This window comes from Micromonospora sp. NPDC049047 (assembly GCF_040649135.1).
In the GTDB taxonomy this organism is placed as follows: Bacteria; Actinomycetota; Actinomycetes; order Mycobacteriales; family Micromonosporaceae; genus Micromonospora.
In genome coordinates this window covers 1-13,761 of record NZ_JBEZEY010000039.1, presented here as the reverse complement: position 1 = coordinate 13,761, position 13,761 = coordinate 1, and the positions used below count along the sequence as shown (strand labels likewise).

The 13,761-nt window shown below is 71.9% G+C and carries 15 protein-coding genes; 9 read left to right on the top strand and 6 right to left on the bottom strand.

The features are described from left to right. Window positions 1–178: 178 nt before the first annotated feature. Window positions 179–412: a hypothetical protein gene (locus AB0B86_RS33160; RefSeq protein WP_234587953.1), complete on the bottom strand. Its 234-nt coding sequence runs from the start codon at window positions 410–412 to the stop codon at window positions 179–181. A 245-nt stretch (window positions 413–657) separates the two neighbouring features. Further along, a complete protein-coding gene (locus AB0B86_RS33155) occupies window positions 658–2,265 on the bottom strand; it encodes an RNA polymerase sigma factor (RefSeq protein ID WP_357412162.1) in 1,608 nt (535 codons plus the stop codon). Window positions 2,266–2,554: 289 nt separating this feature from the next. Between AB0B86_RS33155 and AB0B86_RS33150 the strand changes: the two genes are divergently transcribed. Then, window positions 2,555–3,376, top strand: coding sequence for an inositol monophosphatase family protein (locus AB0B86_RS33150; protein ID WP_357412160.1), 822 nt, complete (start codon window positions 2,555–2,557; stop codon window positions 3,374–3,376). Window positions 3,377–3,412: 36 nt separating this feature from the next. On the opposite strand, the gene AB0B86_RS33145 is transcribed toward AB0B86_RS33150, so the two are convergent. Beyond that, window positions 3,413–3,928 (bottom strand): LytR C-terminal domain-containing protein, encoded by a 516-nt coding sequence (locus AB0B86_RS33145; protein ID WP_357412232.1) that lies wholly within the window; start codon window positions 3,926–3,928, stop codon window positions 3,413–3,415. Between the two features lie 433 nt (window positions 3,929–4,361). On the opposite strand from AB0B86_RS33145, the gene AB0B86_RS33140 reads away from it, so the two are divergent. Both AB0B86_RS33140 and AB0B86_RS33135 read left to right on the top strand, forming a co-directional pair. Further along, window positions 4,362–4,658: a DUF4193 domain-containing protein gene (locus tag AB0B86_RS33140; RefSeq protein WP_007075406.1), complete on the top strand. Its 297-nt coding sequence runs from the start codon at window positions 4,362–4,364 to the stop codon at window positions 4,656–4,658. Between the two features lie 116 nt (window positions 4,659–4,774). Further along, window positions 4,775–5,620, top strand: coding sequence for a hypothetical protein (locus tag AB0B86_RS33135; RefSeq protein WP_357420553.1), 846 nt, complete (start codon window positions 4,775–4,777; stop codon window positions 5,618–5,620). Between the two features lie 18 nt (window positions 5,621–5,638). Here AB0B86_RS33135 and AB0B86_RS33130 read toward each other — a convergent pair whose 3' ends face one another. After that, window positions 5,639–6,166: a DUF3093 domain-containing protein gene (locus AB0B86_RS33130; RefSeq protein WP_357420551.1), complete on the bottom strand. Its 528-nt coding sequence runs from the start codon at window positions 6,164–6,166 to the stop codon at window positions 5,639–5,641. Window positions 6,167–6,256: 90 nt separating this feature from the next. Here AB0B86_RS33130 and dut point away from each other — a divergent pair, with 90 nt between their 5' ends. From dut to AB0B86_RS33110, 4 genes are all read left to right on the top strand, one after another. Beyond that, a complete protein-coding gene (gene dut, locus AB0B86_RS33125; protein WP_357412154.1) occupies window positions 6,257–6,793 on the top strand; it encodes a dUTP diphosphatase in 537 nt (178 codons plus the stop codon). A 25-nt stretch (window positions 6,794–6,818) separates the two neighbouring features. Beyond that, entirely contained in the window at window positions 6,819–7,481 is a 663-nt protein-coding gene (locus tag AB0B86_RS33120) for a DUF3710 domain-containing protein (RefSeq protein WP_357412152.1), read from the top strand. A gap of 114 nt (window positions 7,482–7,595) precedes the next feature. Continuing rightward, window positions 7,596–7,976 carry an OB-fold nucleic acid binding domain-containing protein gene (locus tag AB0B86_RS33115; protein WP_357412151.1) on the top strand — a complete coding sequence of 127 codons (381 nt, stop codon included), beginning with the start codon at window positions 7,596–7,598 and terminating at the stop codon, window positions 7,974–7,976. A gap of 25 nt (window positions 7,977–8,001) precedes the next feature. Continuing rightward, window positions 8,002–8,685, top strand: coding sequence for a DUF3159 domain-containing protein (locus AB0B86_RS33110; protein WP_357412149.1), 684 nt, complete (start codon window positions 8,002–8,004; stop codon window positions 8,683–8,685). A 29-nt stretch (window positions 8,686–8,714) separates the two neighbouring features. Here the strand turns inward: AB0B86_RS33110 and AB0B86_RS33105 are convergent, their stop codons facing one another. Beyond that, window positions 8,715–9,404 (bottom strand): TrkA family potassium uptake protein, encoded by a 690-nt coding sequence (locus tag AB0B86_RS33105; protein WP_357412147.1) that lies wholly within the window; start codon window positions 9,402–9,404, stop codon window positions 8,715–8,717. 3 nt (window positions 9,405–9,407) lie between these two features. Next, window positions 9,408–10,073, bottom strand: a complete 666-nt coding sequence (locus AB0B86_RS33100) for a TrkA family potassium uptake protein (protein WP_357412145.1) — start codon at window positions 10,071–10,073, stop codon at window positions 9,408–9,410. 164 nt (window positions 10,074–10,237) lie between these two features. On the opposite strand from AB0B86_RS33100, the gene AB0B86_RS33095 reads away from it, so the two are divergent. Beyond that, a complete protein-coding gene (locus tag AB0B86_RS33095) occupies window positions 10,238–12,316 on the top strand; it encodes an APC family permease (protein ID WP_357420548.1) in 2,079 nt (692 codons plus the stop codon). A gap of 109 nt (window positions 12,317–12,425) precedes the next feature. Further along, entirely contained in the window at window positions 12,426–13,670 is a 1,245-nt protein-coding gene (locus AB0B86_RS33090) for a TRAM domain-containing protein (RefSeq protein WP_357412141.1), read from the top strand. Window positions 13,671–13,761 lie beyond the last annotated feature (91 nt).

Here is a 13,761-nt window from a genome sequence, read left to right as displayed (position 1 = left end):
GGCGTGGGGCGTGGGGCGTGGGGCGTGGGGCGTGGGGCGTGGGGCGTGGGGCGTGGGGCGTGGGGCGTGGGGCGTGGGGCGTGGGGCGTGGGGCGCCGGGCGTCCGGAAACTGGGCAGGAAAAAGCCGACCGGAGACACCCTCGGGGTGCCTCCGGCCGGCTATGTCGGTTAGCGGATCTAGTTCGCCATCAGATCGGCGCCACGCCAGCTGAAATCGGGCTCCGTTGCGAACCGCTCGGTGATCTTCACGAGATCCTCCGCGTACTTGTTCGCGTGGTGCCCGCAGAACACCAGCTCGCTCCCACCCGCCAGAGTGATCCGGAGCTTGCCGGCAGCATTGCAGCGGTCGCACCGTTCATCGGCGGCTGGGGGAACCACCGTCTCGGGCGGCGGCGTGAGGGTCGAGTTCATCGCCTTCCTCCTCTGGTCGTCACCGATGAACAATCTCTTCGGTCGTTGCTCACCTATCGTGCAACACCCTTGCCGGGCACTGCCTTCCCTGTGTGCCCGCGGGGGACCGAGGTCACACATGGCAGGGACAGTGTGCCGTGAACCCAGGGTGCCACGTCAACGATCACATTCGTGCATCCGGACGATCACCATCTGGTGTTGCACACCAGGTGATCAAAACGACACGTCCAGTTGACGAAACCGGCTCAGTCCAGGTAATCCCGGAGGACCTGCGACCGGGACGGGTGACGCAGCTTGGACATCGTCTTGGACTCGATCTGCCGGATCCGCTCCCGGGTCACCCCGTAGACCTGGCCGATCTCGTCGAGCGTCCGCGGCTGACCGTCGGTCAGGCCGAAGCGCAGGCGCACCACACCCGCCTCACGCTCGGAAAGCGTCTGCAACACCTGCTGGAGCTGGTCCTGCAGGAGCGAGAACGAGACCGCGTCGACAGCGACCACTGCCTCGGAATCCTCGATGAAGTCACCGAGCTGGCTGTCGCCCTCGTCACCGATGGTCTGGTCCAGCGAGATGGGCTCCCGAGCGTACTGCTGGATCTCCAGCACCTTCTCGGGTGTGATGTCCATCTCCTTGGCCAGCTCCTCCGGAGTGGGCTCGCGACCCAGATCCTGGAGCAGCTCGCGCTGGATGCGGCCGAGCTTGTTGATGACCTCGACCATGTGCACCGGGATGCGGATGGTGCGGGCCTGGTCGGCCATCGCGCGGGTGATCGCCTGCCGGATCCACCAGGTGGCGTACGTGGAGAACTTGTAGCCCTTGGTGTAGTCGAACTTCTCCACCGCGCGGATCAGGCCGAGGTTGCCCTCCTGGATCAGGTCGAGGAAGGCCATTCCACGACCCGTGTACCGCTTGGCCAGCGACACCACCAGTCGGAGGTTCGCCTCCAGGAGGTGGTTCTTGGCCCGCTCGCCGTCGCGGGAGATCCAGCCCAGGTCACGGACCATGTCCCGGACGAGCTTCTCCTCGCCCTCGTCGGCGGCGCGCAGCCGCTCGGCGGCGTAGAGCCCGGCCTCGATCCGCTTGGCCAGCTCCACCTCCTGCTCGGCGTTGAGCAGCGGAACCTTGCCGATCTGCTTCAGGTACGCGCGGACCGAGTCGGCCGAGGCGGTCAGCTCGGCGTCCCGCCGGGCCTGCTTGAGCGCCTCGGACTCCTCGTCGTCCCACTCGAAGTCGTTGTCGGTCGCCGAGGCGGCGGCGTCGGTCTCGGCGGCCTGGGCCAGCTCGGCCGGCTCCTCGACCACCACGTCCTCGATCGCGGCGGCTAGCTCCTCCGGGTCGATCTCGCCGTCGGCGCCCTCGCCCTTGGCCTTGCCGGCGGCCTTCGTCGGCTTGGCGCCGGCGGCGGCCACCGTCGTCTTGGTGGGCCGGGTCGACTTGGCCGCCTTCGCCGGAGCCGTCGCGGCGGCCTCGGCGGAGCTGCCGGTGGCCTTGCGGGCGGCCACCTTGCGCGGTGCCGGCGTCGACGGCGCGTCGTCGGCGGCCGGCGCCTGCTTGGGGGCCGGCGCGGCGGCCTTCTTGGTGGTCTTGGCGGTGGTGGCCCGGGACGCCGGCGTGGTGGACCGGGCCGCGGCGACCCGGCGGCGGGTGCTCGCCGAGCCGTCCACCACTACGGTCACTCCCGCCTCGGAGAGCGCCCGCAGAATCTTCTTGGCCTGGGCCGGAGTCACCTCGGCGGACTCGACGGTGCGCGCGAGCTGGGCCGACGTCAGCTGACCACCGGCGCTCTGCGCGTGGGCGATCAGGGTGTCGGTGAGCGAGCGAACGTCGGCGCCGGTCTGGCGGGGTTCTGTCACGAATGACCTTCCGGAGGCGAAGAGCGGGCACGGCCGGGTCGTCCGGCACAGCGTGGGGCAACCGGGCCGGGCGATGTGGTTGAGGGACCCTCGCGTCCCGGGCCGGCCGGTGTTCGGCGGTCCGTGGCGCGTGGGCAGGGGTGAATTGTAACGCCGTCTGCGGCGATCATCCTGCGCCGCACTGCGTGACGACTGTGGGACCGCTGATTCGGCGCTGATCTGGACTTTGTAAGGATGATACCCGCGGGTGGCCCGGAACACCCCGCTCGTGCGGGAAGGGGACGTTGGGATGCAGGGTTCGGCACCGTCACCTCGGGATCTTTTGGCGATCGCGCTCGACGTGGCGCGGGACGCGGCGGCCACCGCGTACCGGATGCGGGTCGAGGGGGTGTCCGTGGCCGCGACCAAGAGCACTGTCACCGACGTGGTCACCGCCGCCGACCGGGCGGTCGAACGGCAGGTGCTCGACGCGCTGAAGCGGACGCGGCCGGACGACGCGGTGCTCGGCGAGGAGTACGGCACCGGGGACACCGGGCCGGTCGCGCCGGGCGGGGTGCGGTGGATCGTCGACCCGATCGACGGCACCGTCAACTACCTCTACGGGCTGCCGTACAGCGCGGTGTCGCTCGCCGCCGAGGTGGACGGGGTGGTGGTCGCCGGCGTGGTGCGCAACGTGAGCACCGGCGAGGAGTGGACGGCGACGGCCGGGGGTGGCGCCTGGCGCGACGGCGTCCGGCTGCGCTGCTCCGCCGAGGTGGACCTGGGGCAGGCGCTGGTCGGCACCGGCTTCGGCTACGACGCCCGTCGTCGGGCGCACCAGGCCCAGGTGGTGGCCGGGCTGATCGCACACGTCCGGGACATCCGCCGGCTGGGCGCCGCCGCGCTGGACCTGTGCCTGGTCGCGGAGGGCCGGCTCGACGCGTACTTCGAGAAGGGCCTCGCGGCCTGGGACCTGGCGGCGGGTGGGCTGGTGGCCGCCGAGGCGGGGGTGCGGGTCGCCGGCCTGGCCGGTCGGGCGCCGGGACCGGACCTGGTGGTCGCGGCCCCGCCCGCGCTGTTTCCGCAGCTGCATGACCGGCTCGCCGAGCTGGACGCCGCCGGCGGACCCTGAGCGGTCGACCGGACGGCGGGTGGCGTGGTTACGCCATCACTTGGCGGCCGGGGACGGGCACGAGCCCTTGGGAGCCTCCGGCGGACCCGAGTCGCCGAGCGACTGGTTGACCTCGGTGGTGGTGGCGAGCTGCTGGAAGTTGTTGCCCAGCACCACGTCCACGGTGTCGTCGGCGCGCTTCGGGTCGTAGCCCGGCACGGCGTTGTTGAGGAAGTACGCCTGGAGCAGGTGTGCGGAACCGACGCCCTTCGGGCCGTAGCGCAGCACCGCGACGTCGTCGACCTGCTTCTTCTCGTCGCCGGTCTTGGTGACCTGGAACTGGCGGTTGCGGAACTCGTCGCTCACGGTGTGGGCGAGACCGGGCCGGTCCGTGGCGTTGAATACGTTGATCTTGACGTCCTTGCGCTCGCGCAGGGTCAGATCCGCAAGCGGCCAGCCCTCCGGGCAACCCGCCGCGGTGCCCGCGTTGCCCTGGGTGTCGCGGACCACGGCCAAGACGACGAAGACCAGGGCGATGACCGCCAGCAGGCCGACGACGACGAGTGCTCGCACGCGCGCAAAACTCATCAGGGCACTCCCCGGACTTCAAGTGGGTGGTGACGGCCATGATCGATCGCTCGAGCCGCCGGCCGTCGAATACGCCGCTGAGGTTAACGGTTGTCCGGCCGTCGCGTGGAAACAGCCCGACATGCCGGCGCGCCGACCGCGGACCGGGTACTAATACCCCTATCTTCGTGTCGCCTGAATCACATTGGGAACAACTTCGCGTGCGGGGGCGTACATCTCAGCCGCAAGGGCGGTATACATGCCTCGCCCAAGGGGGGGTAAGGTTCCGCGCTCGCAGGGGAGTCGCCCCAGCGAGCTCGACCCGTTCGGTCCTCGGGTCGGGTGCCCGACACAAGTGGTGGCCGGCCAGCGGAACCGAAACAGCGTCGTCCGGCGTTACAACCGGAAGCGACAACATCGATATGGGAGAGTGAAACCGATGGCCACCGACTACGACGCCCCGCGTCGCGACGAGGTCGACCTCGGCGAGGACAGCCTGGAAGAGCTCAAGGCACGGCGCGTCGACTCACAGTCGGGCGCGGTGGACGTCGACGAGGCCGAGGTGGCCGAGAGCTTCGAGCTGCCCGGTGCCGATCTGGCCGACGAGGAGCTCACGGTCAAGGTGCTTCCGATGCAGCAGGACGAGTTCCGGTGCGCCCGCTGCTTCCTGGTCCACCACCGTAGCCAGCTGGCGGTCGAGCGTAACGGCGAGTTGATCTGCCGCGAGTGCGTCTGAGAACCACGACACCAGCGGCGGCCTCCTGAACGGGGCCGCCGCTGCCGGTGTAGGCATGCGGCCGTGGTGGGTACCTGCTTGACTCGTAGCGGGTAGCCACAGCACCGGGAGGTCCGATGAGCGATCGAGGCGGCACCACCGACGGCGGCACTGACAACCCCGGTGCCGCCAACGGTGGCTCCGGCAACGTCGGCGCCACCGACGACCTCGGCGCCACCGTCGCGGCGTTGACCGCTGACGACATCGCGCCGGCCCGCCGCCGTCAACTGCTGACCCGCATGGTCGGGCAGGCGCGTGCCCGGGGCGTGTCCGACCTGTTCAAGCCCCGTGCCGCGGTGCGCTGGATGGTCGACGCGGTCGCGGACATCGCCCCGCACGTTCCGGTGCGAAGCCTGGACACCCTGCGCCAGCACTTCCCCGGCCTGGACGACGCCGCCCTGGCCGACCGGCTGGTCCGCAACGCGTCGCGGACCACCGCCGCGATCGGCGCGGCCGGTGGCGGAGTCGCCGCCGTCGAGTGGACGGTCGCCCCGACCCTGCTCTCCGCGCCGGTACTGCTCGCCGCCGAGACCGTCGCCGTGGTGGCGGTGGAGCTGAAGCTCGTCGGTGAGCTGCACGAGCTGCACGGTGTCGCGCTACCGGACGGGGGCAGCCAACGGGCCGTCGCCCTGGTGCACTCCTGGGCCACCCAACGCGGGGTCAATCCGATGGTGCCCGGGGTGGGGGTGGGCGCGGTGCTCGGCACCGCCGCCCGCAAGGAGCTGCGGGACATGCTGCTGCGGCGTTTCGGTCGCAACCTCACCACGCTCGGGCCGCTCCTGACCGGCGCCGCGGTGGCCAGCTTCCTCAACCGGCGGGCCACCCAGCAGATGGCCGAACAGCTTCAGGGGGACCTGCGTCGGCGGGGCATTGCCCGGCCCGCGCCCCCGCAGGCCCTGCCAGGCCCGCCGACCGGCACCTGAGCGGGCCGGGGCATCGGATCAGCGGGGCTCGTCGGCCGCCGGTCCGGAAACCGCAAGCGCGTCCCGCGCGGTCAGCACCGCCTCGGCCAGCTCGACCGGATGCCGCGTGCTCACCACCCAGAACGGCGTCGGATCGGCCGGATCGTCGAGCACCACCTGCACGGCCCCGCCGATCCACGGCCGCTGCACGACGAAGGCGAGCGGGTCAGCGCCGACGCCCAGCACCTCACGGCGACCGGCGGCGTCCAGCGGGACCACGTCGGCCACGAAGCGGACCGGCAGGCGGGCGTCGTCGACCCGCAGCTCGGAGTCGACGACCCCGACCCGGATCCGGCCCAGCCACCACAACCCGAGGGCGGTGAGCGGGAGCAGGACGGCGAACGGCAGCCAGGCGCGGACGCCGGCGGCGCCCATCCAGATCTCGACGGCCAGCAGCGCGGCGGCCACCAGCCCGGCCAGCCACAGCCACCAGGGCAGGTCCAGCCGTTCGGCGTACGCCGGGTGGGCGTCGACCGGCGGCTGGTCGGCGGACGGAGAGGGCGACATGCTCACTCCTGCGAGGGTACGGCGCACGACGGCTCGGCGAACCGGCAGGATGGCAGGGTCAGCCCGCGAACCGGACGGAAGAGGGGACCCGTGACCGAAGTCGTACCCGTGCCCGTGCAGCTGCTCGACACCGAGCTGCCGTTGCCCACGTACGCCCATCCCGGCGACGCCGGGGCCGACCTGGTGGCGGCCGCGGACGTGGAGCTGCCGCCCGGCGGTCGTGCCCTGGTGCCCACCGGCGTGGCCATCGCGCTGCCGGAGGGGTACGTGGGCCTGGTCCATCCCCGGTCCGGTCTGGCGGCCAGGCTCGGCGTGACGGTGCTCAACGCGCCCGGTACGGTCGACGCCGGCTACCGGGGTGAGATCCTGGTCAACCTGATCAACCATGATCGGGACACACCGGCGAAGATCTCCCGCGGCGACCGGATCGCACAGCTCGTGGTCCAGCGGGTCGCGCGGGCGAGGTTCGAGCCGGTGGTCGAGCTGTCCGCGTCCCGGCGCGGGACCGGCGGGCACGGGTCCACAGGTGGTCACGCCGGGCTGGTGCCGTCTCCGGCGGGCCAGGACCGGGCCGAGTCGCGGCCAGACGAGCCGGGCCGCGGGCAGACGGAAGAGGTGGCAGGGTGAGTGTGAACAGCGGAGGGCGGGCGCAGTGATCTTCTCCCGAAAGCGGGCCGATGCCGAACGGCACACCCGTGACGAGCGAGCCGTCGAGGTCCCGGACCAGGGCGATGTGGCGCCGACGCTGGTGCGCGGTCCGTACGACATCTCCGAGAGCTACGCCGACGTGCCGCGGCTCGATCTGGGCAGCCTGCACATCCCGGCGATCGACGAGGTCGAGGTGCGGGTGCAGGCCGACCCGCAGGGCGTGATCCAGCAGGTCGTGCTGGTGTGTGGCGACAACGCGCTGCAGCTGGGTGTCTTCGCCGCCCCCCGGTCCGAGGGGATCTGGGCCGAGGTGCGCGAGGAGATCCACCAGTCGCTGCTCCGCGATGGGGCGAGCGCGCAGGAGGTCGACGGCGAGTACGGCCCGGAGCTGCACGCCCAGGTGCCCACCCCGGACGGCCCGACGAATCTGCGGTTCGTCGGTGTCGACGGGCCGCGCTGGATGGTCCGCGGCGTGTTCCAGGGGCCGGTGGCCATCGACCCGGCCGCGGCCGGGCCGCTCGTCGAGTGCCTGGACGGCCTGGTGGTCGACCGCGGCCAGGAGGCGAAGCCGGTCCGCGAGCCGCTGCCGCTGCGGCTGCCCCGGGAGGTCTCCGACCAGGCCGAGGCCACGGCGGGCGACGCCGCCGCCGAGCCGCGCCAGGTCTGACCCGCGCGCACCGGCCCGCCGGAACCAGTTCCGTCGGCGTACGCTGGCGGCACGGTTCCGGCGCAGCCGGGGCCGCCCGGGAACGGCAAGCGTGGAGAGGGTGACACGGAGGTCATGACGACCGACGAGGGCCGGGTGTCGCTGCGGCGCATCCTGCAGCGGTTCACCGCCAGCGAGGCCGAGATCGACGCGCAGGAGCTGCGTCGGGAGAGCGCCCAGTGCGGCGGGATCCCCGCCCAGCAGTGCTCGCGGGGCCAACTGGTCTCGGTCGCCGGTCGGCTGCGCACCGTGGTCTACACGCCGCGCACCAACCTGCCCACCCTGGAAGCGGACCTGTACGACGGCAGCGACGTGGTCACGCTCGTCTGGTTGGGTCGACGGCACATCGCCGGGATCGAGCCGGGTCGGCATCTGACCGCGCGGGGCCGGGTGGCGATGCGCGACGACCGCAAGGTCATCTACAACCCCTACTACGAGCTGGACTCGCCGAAGTGACGGCGCTGCGGACGGAAGGCCGGCGATGACGACGGGACAGCACCGGGCGGCACAGCCGGAGACCGGCCCGCCGGACGAGGAGCCGCTGCCGACGATCGCCGAGCAGATGGCCGATCAGCTCGGCGGCTGGCGGGGGTTGGTCGAGTCCAGCATCCCGGTGGTCGTCTTCGTGCTCGCGAACGTCATCGGCGAGCTGCGACCGGCGGTGATCGCCTCGGTCGCGGTGGCGCTGCTGATCGCCGGGTTGCGGCTGGCCCAGCGCCGGCCGATCCGGCACGCGGTGAACGGCCTGTTCGGCGTGGGCATCGGCGCCGCCATCGCCTGGCGCACCGGCAACGAGCGCGACTTCTACCTGCCCGGCATCCTCTACGGCATCGGGTACGGCATCGCTCTGCTGCTCTCGGCGGTCATCCGGCAGCCGCTGGTGGGCTGGATCTGGTCGGTGCTGGTCGCCAAGGGCCGCTCGGAATGGCGCAACGACCCGAAGTTGGTGCGGACCTTCACCCAACTGACCGTGCTCTGGGGCGTGGTGTGGCTGGCCAAGGTGGGCGTGCAGGCCGGGCTCTACCTGGCCCACCAGGACACCGCGCTGGGCGTGGCCCGGCTGGCGCTGGGCTACCCGCCGTACGCGCTGCTGCTGCTGATCACGGTCTGGACGGTGCGCCGGGTCACCCGGGAGCCGCAGCCGACCCCGCTGCCCGGCGCCTGAGCGAGGGCCCGGCGACCCAGGCCGCCCGCTCAGCGTGAACCGCGGGTCCGCTCGACGCTGTCCGGCCCGAGGATCACCGCGCGGACCTGGTCCTCCACCTCGGCGGTGCAGACGAAGATCAACTCGTCGCCGGCCTCGATCGGATCGTCCGGGCTGGGCACCAGGACCCGCTTGCCGCGCAGAATCGCCACCAGCGCGGAGTCGCGGGGCAGCGGCACGGCGTGGATCGGCTCACCGACATAGGGCGCGGTCGGTGGCAGGGTGATCTCGACCAGGTTCGCCTCGCCCTGCCGGAAGGTCATCAGCCGGACCAGGTCGCCGACGGTGACCGCCTCCTCGACAAGTGCGGCCATCACCCGCGGCTTGCTCACCGCGACGTCCACGCCCCACTGCTCGGTGAACAGCCACTCGTTCTCGGCCCGGTTGACCCGGGCGACCACCCGGGGCACCGCGAACTCGGTCTTGGCGAGCAGCGACAGCACCAGGTTGGTCTTGTCGTCGCCGGTCGCCGCGACCACCACGTCGCACCCGGCGACGTTCGCCTCCTCCAGGCTGGTCAGCTCGCACGCGTCGGCGAGCACCCACTCGGCGGCCGGCACCCGGTCCGGGCGCAGCATCTTGGGTTGACGTTCGATGAGCATCACCTGGTGGCCGTTCTCGATCAGCTCCTGGGCGATCGATCGGCCCACGTTGCCCGCGCCCGCGATGGCGACCCGCATGGCTCAGTGCCCCCCTTCCGGCGGCGTCGCCGCCACCGACGTGACAGTCGCCACGATGTCATCGCTGACCAGCATGAACACCTGGTCACCCTCCTGCACGACGGTAGAGCCGGTGGCCAGCGTGCCGATACCGAAGCGGATCAGATAGGCCACCCGCGCGCCGACGGCCTCCTCAAGCGCGCGTACCGGGCGACCGATCCAGTCCTTGTGCACCGGCACCTCGACGATCGACACGGTGCTCGTCGGGTCGCGGAAGATCTCCACGTTGCCCTCCGGCACCAGATGCCGCAGCATCCGGTCGGCCGTCCAACGCACGGTGGCCACGGTGGGGATGCCCAGCCGCTCGTAGACCTGCGCCCGGCGCTGGTCGTAGATGCGGGCGGCGACCCGGGACACGCCGAACGTCTCGCGGGCCAGCCGGGCCGAGATGATGTTGGAGTTGTCGCCGCTCGAGACCGCCGCGAAGGCGTCCGCGCGTTCGATGCCGGCCTGGCGCAGCACCTCACCGTCGAAGCCGGCCCCGGTCACCGTGATGCCGGCGAAGTCGGGGCCGAGTCTGCGGAAGGCGTCGGCGTCCTGATCGATCACCGCTACCGAGTGCCCCCGGGATTCCAGGCTGTGGGCGAGGGTCGACCCGACCCGGCCACACCCCATGATCACGACGTGCACGCTGTCCCTCCCAAGGTGCGTACCACTGCGGCTGCCGGTGGCCTGACGAGTGCGAGCCTGCCACGTCCCGGCGCGAAGCGGGGATCGACCGTACCCCGTCGTGTCCGGCGGCCACGCTCGCCCACCCCCGCGCTCCCACTGTGGTGGTCGTACTCTTGGCGTTCGTGGCCAGTCCCACCTCGCTGCTGAAGCGGCTTCTCCTCGGTCGGCCGTTCCGGTCCGACCGACTCCAGCACACCCTCCTGCCGAAGCGCATCGCGCTGCCCGTGTTCGCGTCCGACGCCCTGTCCAGCGTCGCGTACGCGCCCGACGAGATCCTGCTGACCCTGAGCATCGCCGGCACCTCGGCGTCCTTCTTCTCCCCGTGGATCGCCCTCGCGGTGGTCGTGGTGATGCTCACCGTGGTCGCGAGCTACCGGCAGAACGTGTACGCCTACCCCTCCGGCGGCGGCGACTACGAGGTGGCCACTGTCAACCTGGGTCCAAAGTTCGGGGTCGGGGTGGCGAGCGCGCTGCTCGTCGACTACGTGCTCACGGTGGCGGTGTCGGTCTCGTCCGGGGTGGCCAACCTCGGCTCGGTGGTGCCGTTCGTGGCCACCCACAAGGTCATGATCGCGGTGCTCGCGGTCGTCCTGTTGACCGCTGTCAACCTGCGCGGCCTGCGGGAGTCCGGCACCGCGTTCGCCATCCCCACCTACGGCTTCGTCATCGTGATGGGCGGGATGCTGCTCACCGGGCTGTTCCGGGTCTTCGTGCTCGGCGACGACCTGCGGGCGCCGAGCGCCGACCTGGTCATTCAGGCCGAGCACAGTGTGACCGGGTTCGCGCTGGTCTTCCTGCTGCTGCGCACGTTCAGCTCGGGTGCCGCAGCGCTCACCGGCGTCGAGGCGATCTCCAACGGCGTGCCGGCGTTCAAGGCCCCGAAGAGCCGCAACGCCGCCACCACCCTGCTGCTGCTCGGCGCCATCTCGGTGAGCATGCTGGTCGGGATCATCTGGCTGGCCCGGCTGACCCACCTGCAGTTCGTCGAGGACCCGGGGCTCCAGATCGTCGCCGGCCCCGACGGCTACGTGCAGAAGACGGTCACCACCCAGCTCGGCGAGACCGTCTTCGGCTCCGGCTCGATCCTGCTCTACGTGGTGGCCGGGATGACCGCGCTCATCCTCTTCCTGGCCGCGAACACCGCGTTCAACGGCTTCCCGGTGCTCGGCTCGATCCTCGCCCAGGACCGCTACCTGCCCCGCCAGTTCCACACCCGGGGCGACCGGCTGGCCTTCTCCAACGGGATCACCTTCCTGGCCCTGTTCGCGATCGTGCTGATCGTCGGCTTCCAGGCCGAGGTGACCCGGCTCATCCAGCTCTACATCGTCGGGGTCTTCGTCTCGTTCACGGTCTCCCAGGCCGGCATGATCCGGCACTGGAACCGGCGCCTGCGGACCGAGCGGGACCCGGAGGCGCGGCACCGGATGCACCGCTCCCGGGCCATCAACACGTTCGGCGCGGGCCTGACCGGCACGGTGCTGGTGATCGTGCTGATCACCAAGTTCCTGCTCGGCGCCTGGATCGCGATCGCCGCGATGGCGGTGATCTACCTGCTGATGCTCGCCATCCGCCGACACTACGACCGGGTGGCGGCCGAGCTGACCCCACCGGACGAGGGCCGGGCCGTGCTGCCCGCCCGCAACCACGCGATCGTGCTGGTCAGCAAACTGCACCAGCCGACGCTGCGGGCCATCGCCTACGCCCGCGCCACCCGGCCGGACACGCTCACCGCGGTGACCGTCAACGTTGACGACCAGGACACCAGGGACCTGCAGGCCGACTGGGAGCGGCGGGAGATGGCCATTCCGCTCACGGTGATCGACTCACCGTACCGGGAGATCACCCGGCCGATCCTGGACTTCGTGGCGTCCACCCGCCGTAAGTCGCCCCGGGACGTGGTCACCGTCTTCATCCCGGAGTACGTGGTGGGCCGCTGGTGGGAGAACCTGCTGCACAACCAGAGCGCCCTGCGCCTCAAGGGCCGGCTGCTCTTCGAACCGGGGGTGATGGTGGTGAGCGTGCCGTGGCAGCTCGCCTCGACGGCGAGCAAGAACCTGGACCGGCTGGACGCGACATTGTCCCGGACCCCGGCGCGCGGGCCGCGAGGCGCCCTGCCGCCGGAGGGTCTGCCGGTCGCCTCCGCCCCGGCGCCGGAGAGTCGACCGACCGACGGCGGCCCGGCCGGGACCGGCCGTGACTGAGCCCGGCGGGCGCCGGCCCGCGACCCCCACACCGTCGTCGTCCTCGCCGTCGGTGCCGTCGTCTTCGTCGTCCGTGTCGTCGTCTTCGTCTTCGTCGTCGGTGCTGTCGGTGCCCGAGCGGGGTCTGGCCGAGGCGGAACGGGTCGAACTGACAGTCGACACGGTCGCCCCCGGCGGGCACTGCGTGGCACGGGTGGACGGGCAGGTGGTCTTCGTCCGGCACGCGCTGCCCGGCGAACGGGTGGTCGCCGAGGTCACCGAGGTGCACCGGGGGTTCGTCCGGGCCGACGCGGTGACAGTGCTGGACGCCTCGCCGGACCGGGTCGAGCCGCCCTGCCCGTACGCGAAGCCGGGTGCGTGCGGCGGCTGCGACCTGCAGCACGTCGCCCCGCAGGCGCAACTGGCCTGGAAGACCGCCGTGGTACGCGAACAGTTGATCCGCCTGGGTGGGCTCACCGACGCCGAGCTGGACAAGCTCGGCGTCCGGGTCGAGGCGCTGCCCGGCGGGCTGCTCGGCTGGCGTTCCCGGGTGCGCTACGCGGTGGACGCCGCGAACCGGGCCGGCCTGCTCAAGCACCGCTCGCACGAGGTCGTGCCGATCGACCGCTGCCGGATCGCCCACCCGGACATCCAGCAACTGCCGGTGCTCACCGAGCGCTGGCCGGCCGCCGAGGCGGTGGAGACCGTCGCCAGCACCGGCGGGGACGTGACCGTCACGGAGATCCGCGACGGGGTGCCCACCCCGGTGAGCGGCCCGGCCGAGGTCCGCGAGGTGGCCGCCGGCCGGGACTGGACGCTGCCCGCGTCCGGGTTCTGGCAGGTGCACCCGGCCGCGGCGGACACCCTCGGTGCGGCGGTGCTGGACCTGCTCGACCCCCGCCCGGGGGAGACCGCCTGGGACCTCTACGGCGGCGCCGGGCTGTTCGCCGCGGCCCTCGCCAGCCGGGTCGGCGACGCCCGGATCACCCTTGTCGAATCGAGCCGGGACGGGGTGGACGCGGCCCGCGCCAACCTGGCTGACCTGCCCCAGATCGAGGTGGTCGCCGCCCGGGTGGAGACCGCGCTGACCCGCCGACGGATCACCGGCCCGGTCGACGTGGTGGTGCTCGACCCGCCGCGCGCCGGCGCGGGCGCCCAGGTGGTGCGGGACGTCGTCGCCGCCGGCCCGCGAGCTGTCGCGTACGTGGCCTGCGACCCGGCGGCGTTCGCCCGGGACGTCCGCACCTTCACCGAGCTGGGTTGGCGGCTGGCGGCGCTGCGCGGGTTCGACCTGTTCCCGATGACCCAGCACGTCGAGCTGGTGGCGTTGCTGGTCCCGGGCCAGTCCGAGCCCGGGAGCCGCGACATCCCCTAGACGAGTAAGTCCTAACCCTGGTTAGTGGTCATAGGCGATCAGGGATCGGGTGATGGGTTGGCCGGTGTTGCGGTTGTGCCAGATGGCGGCG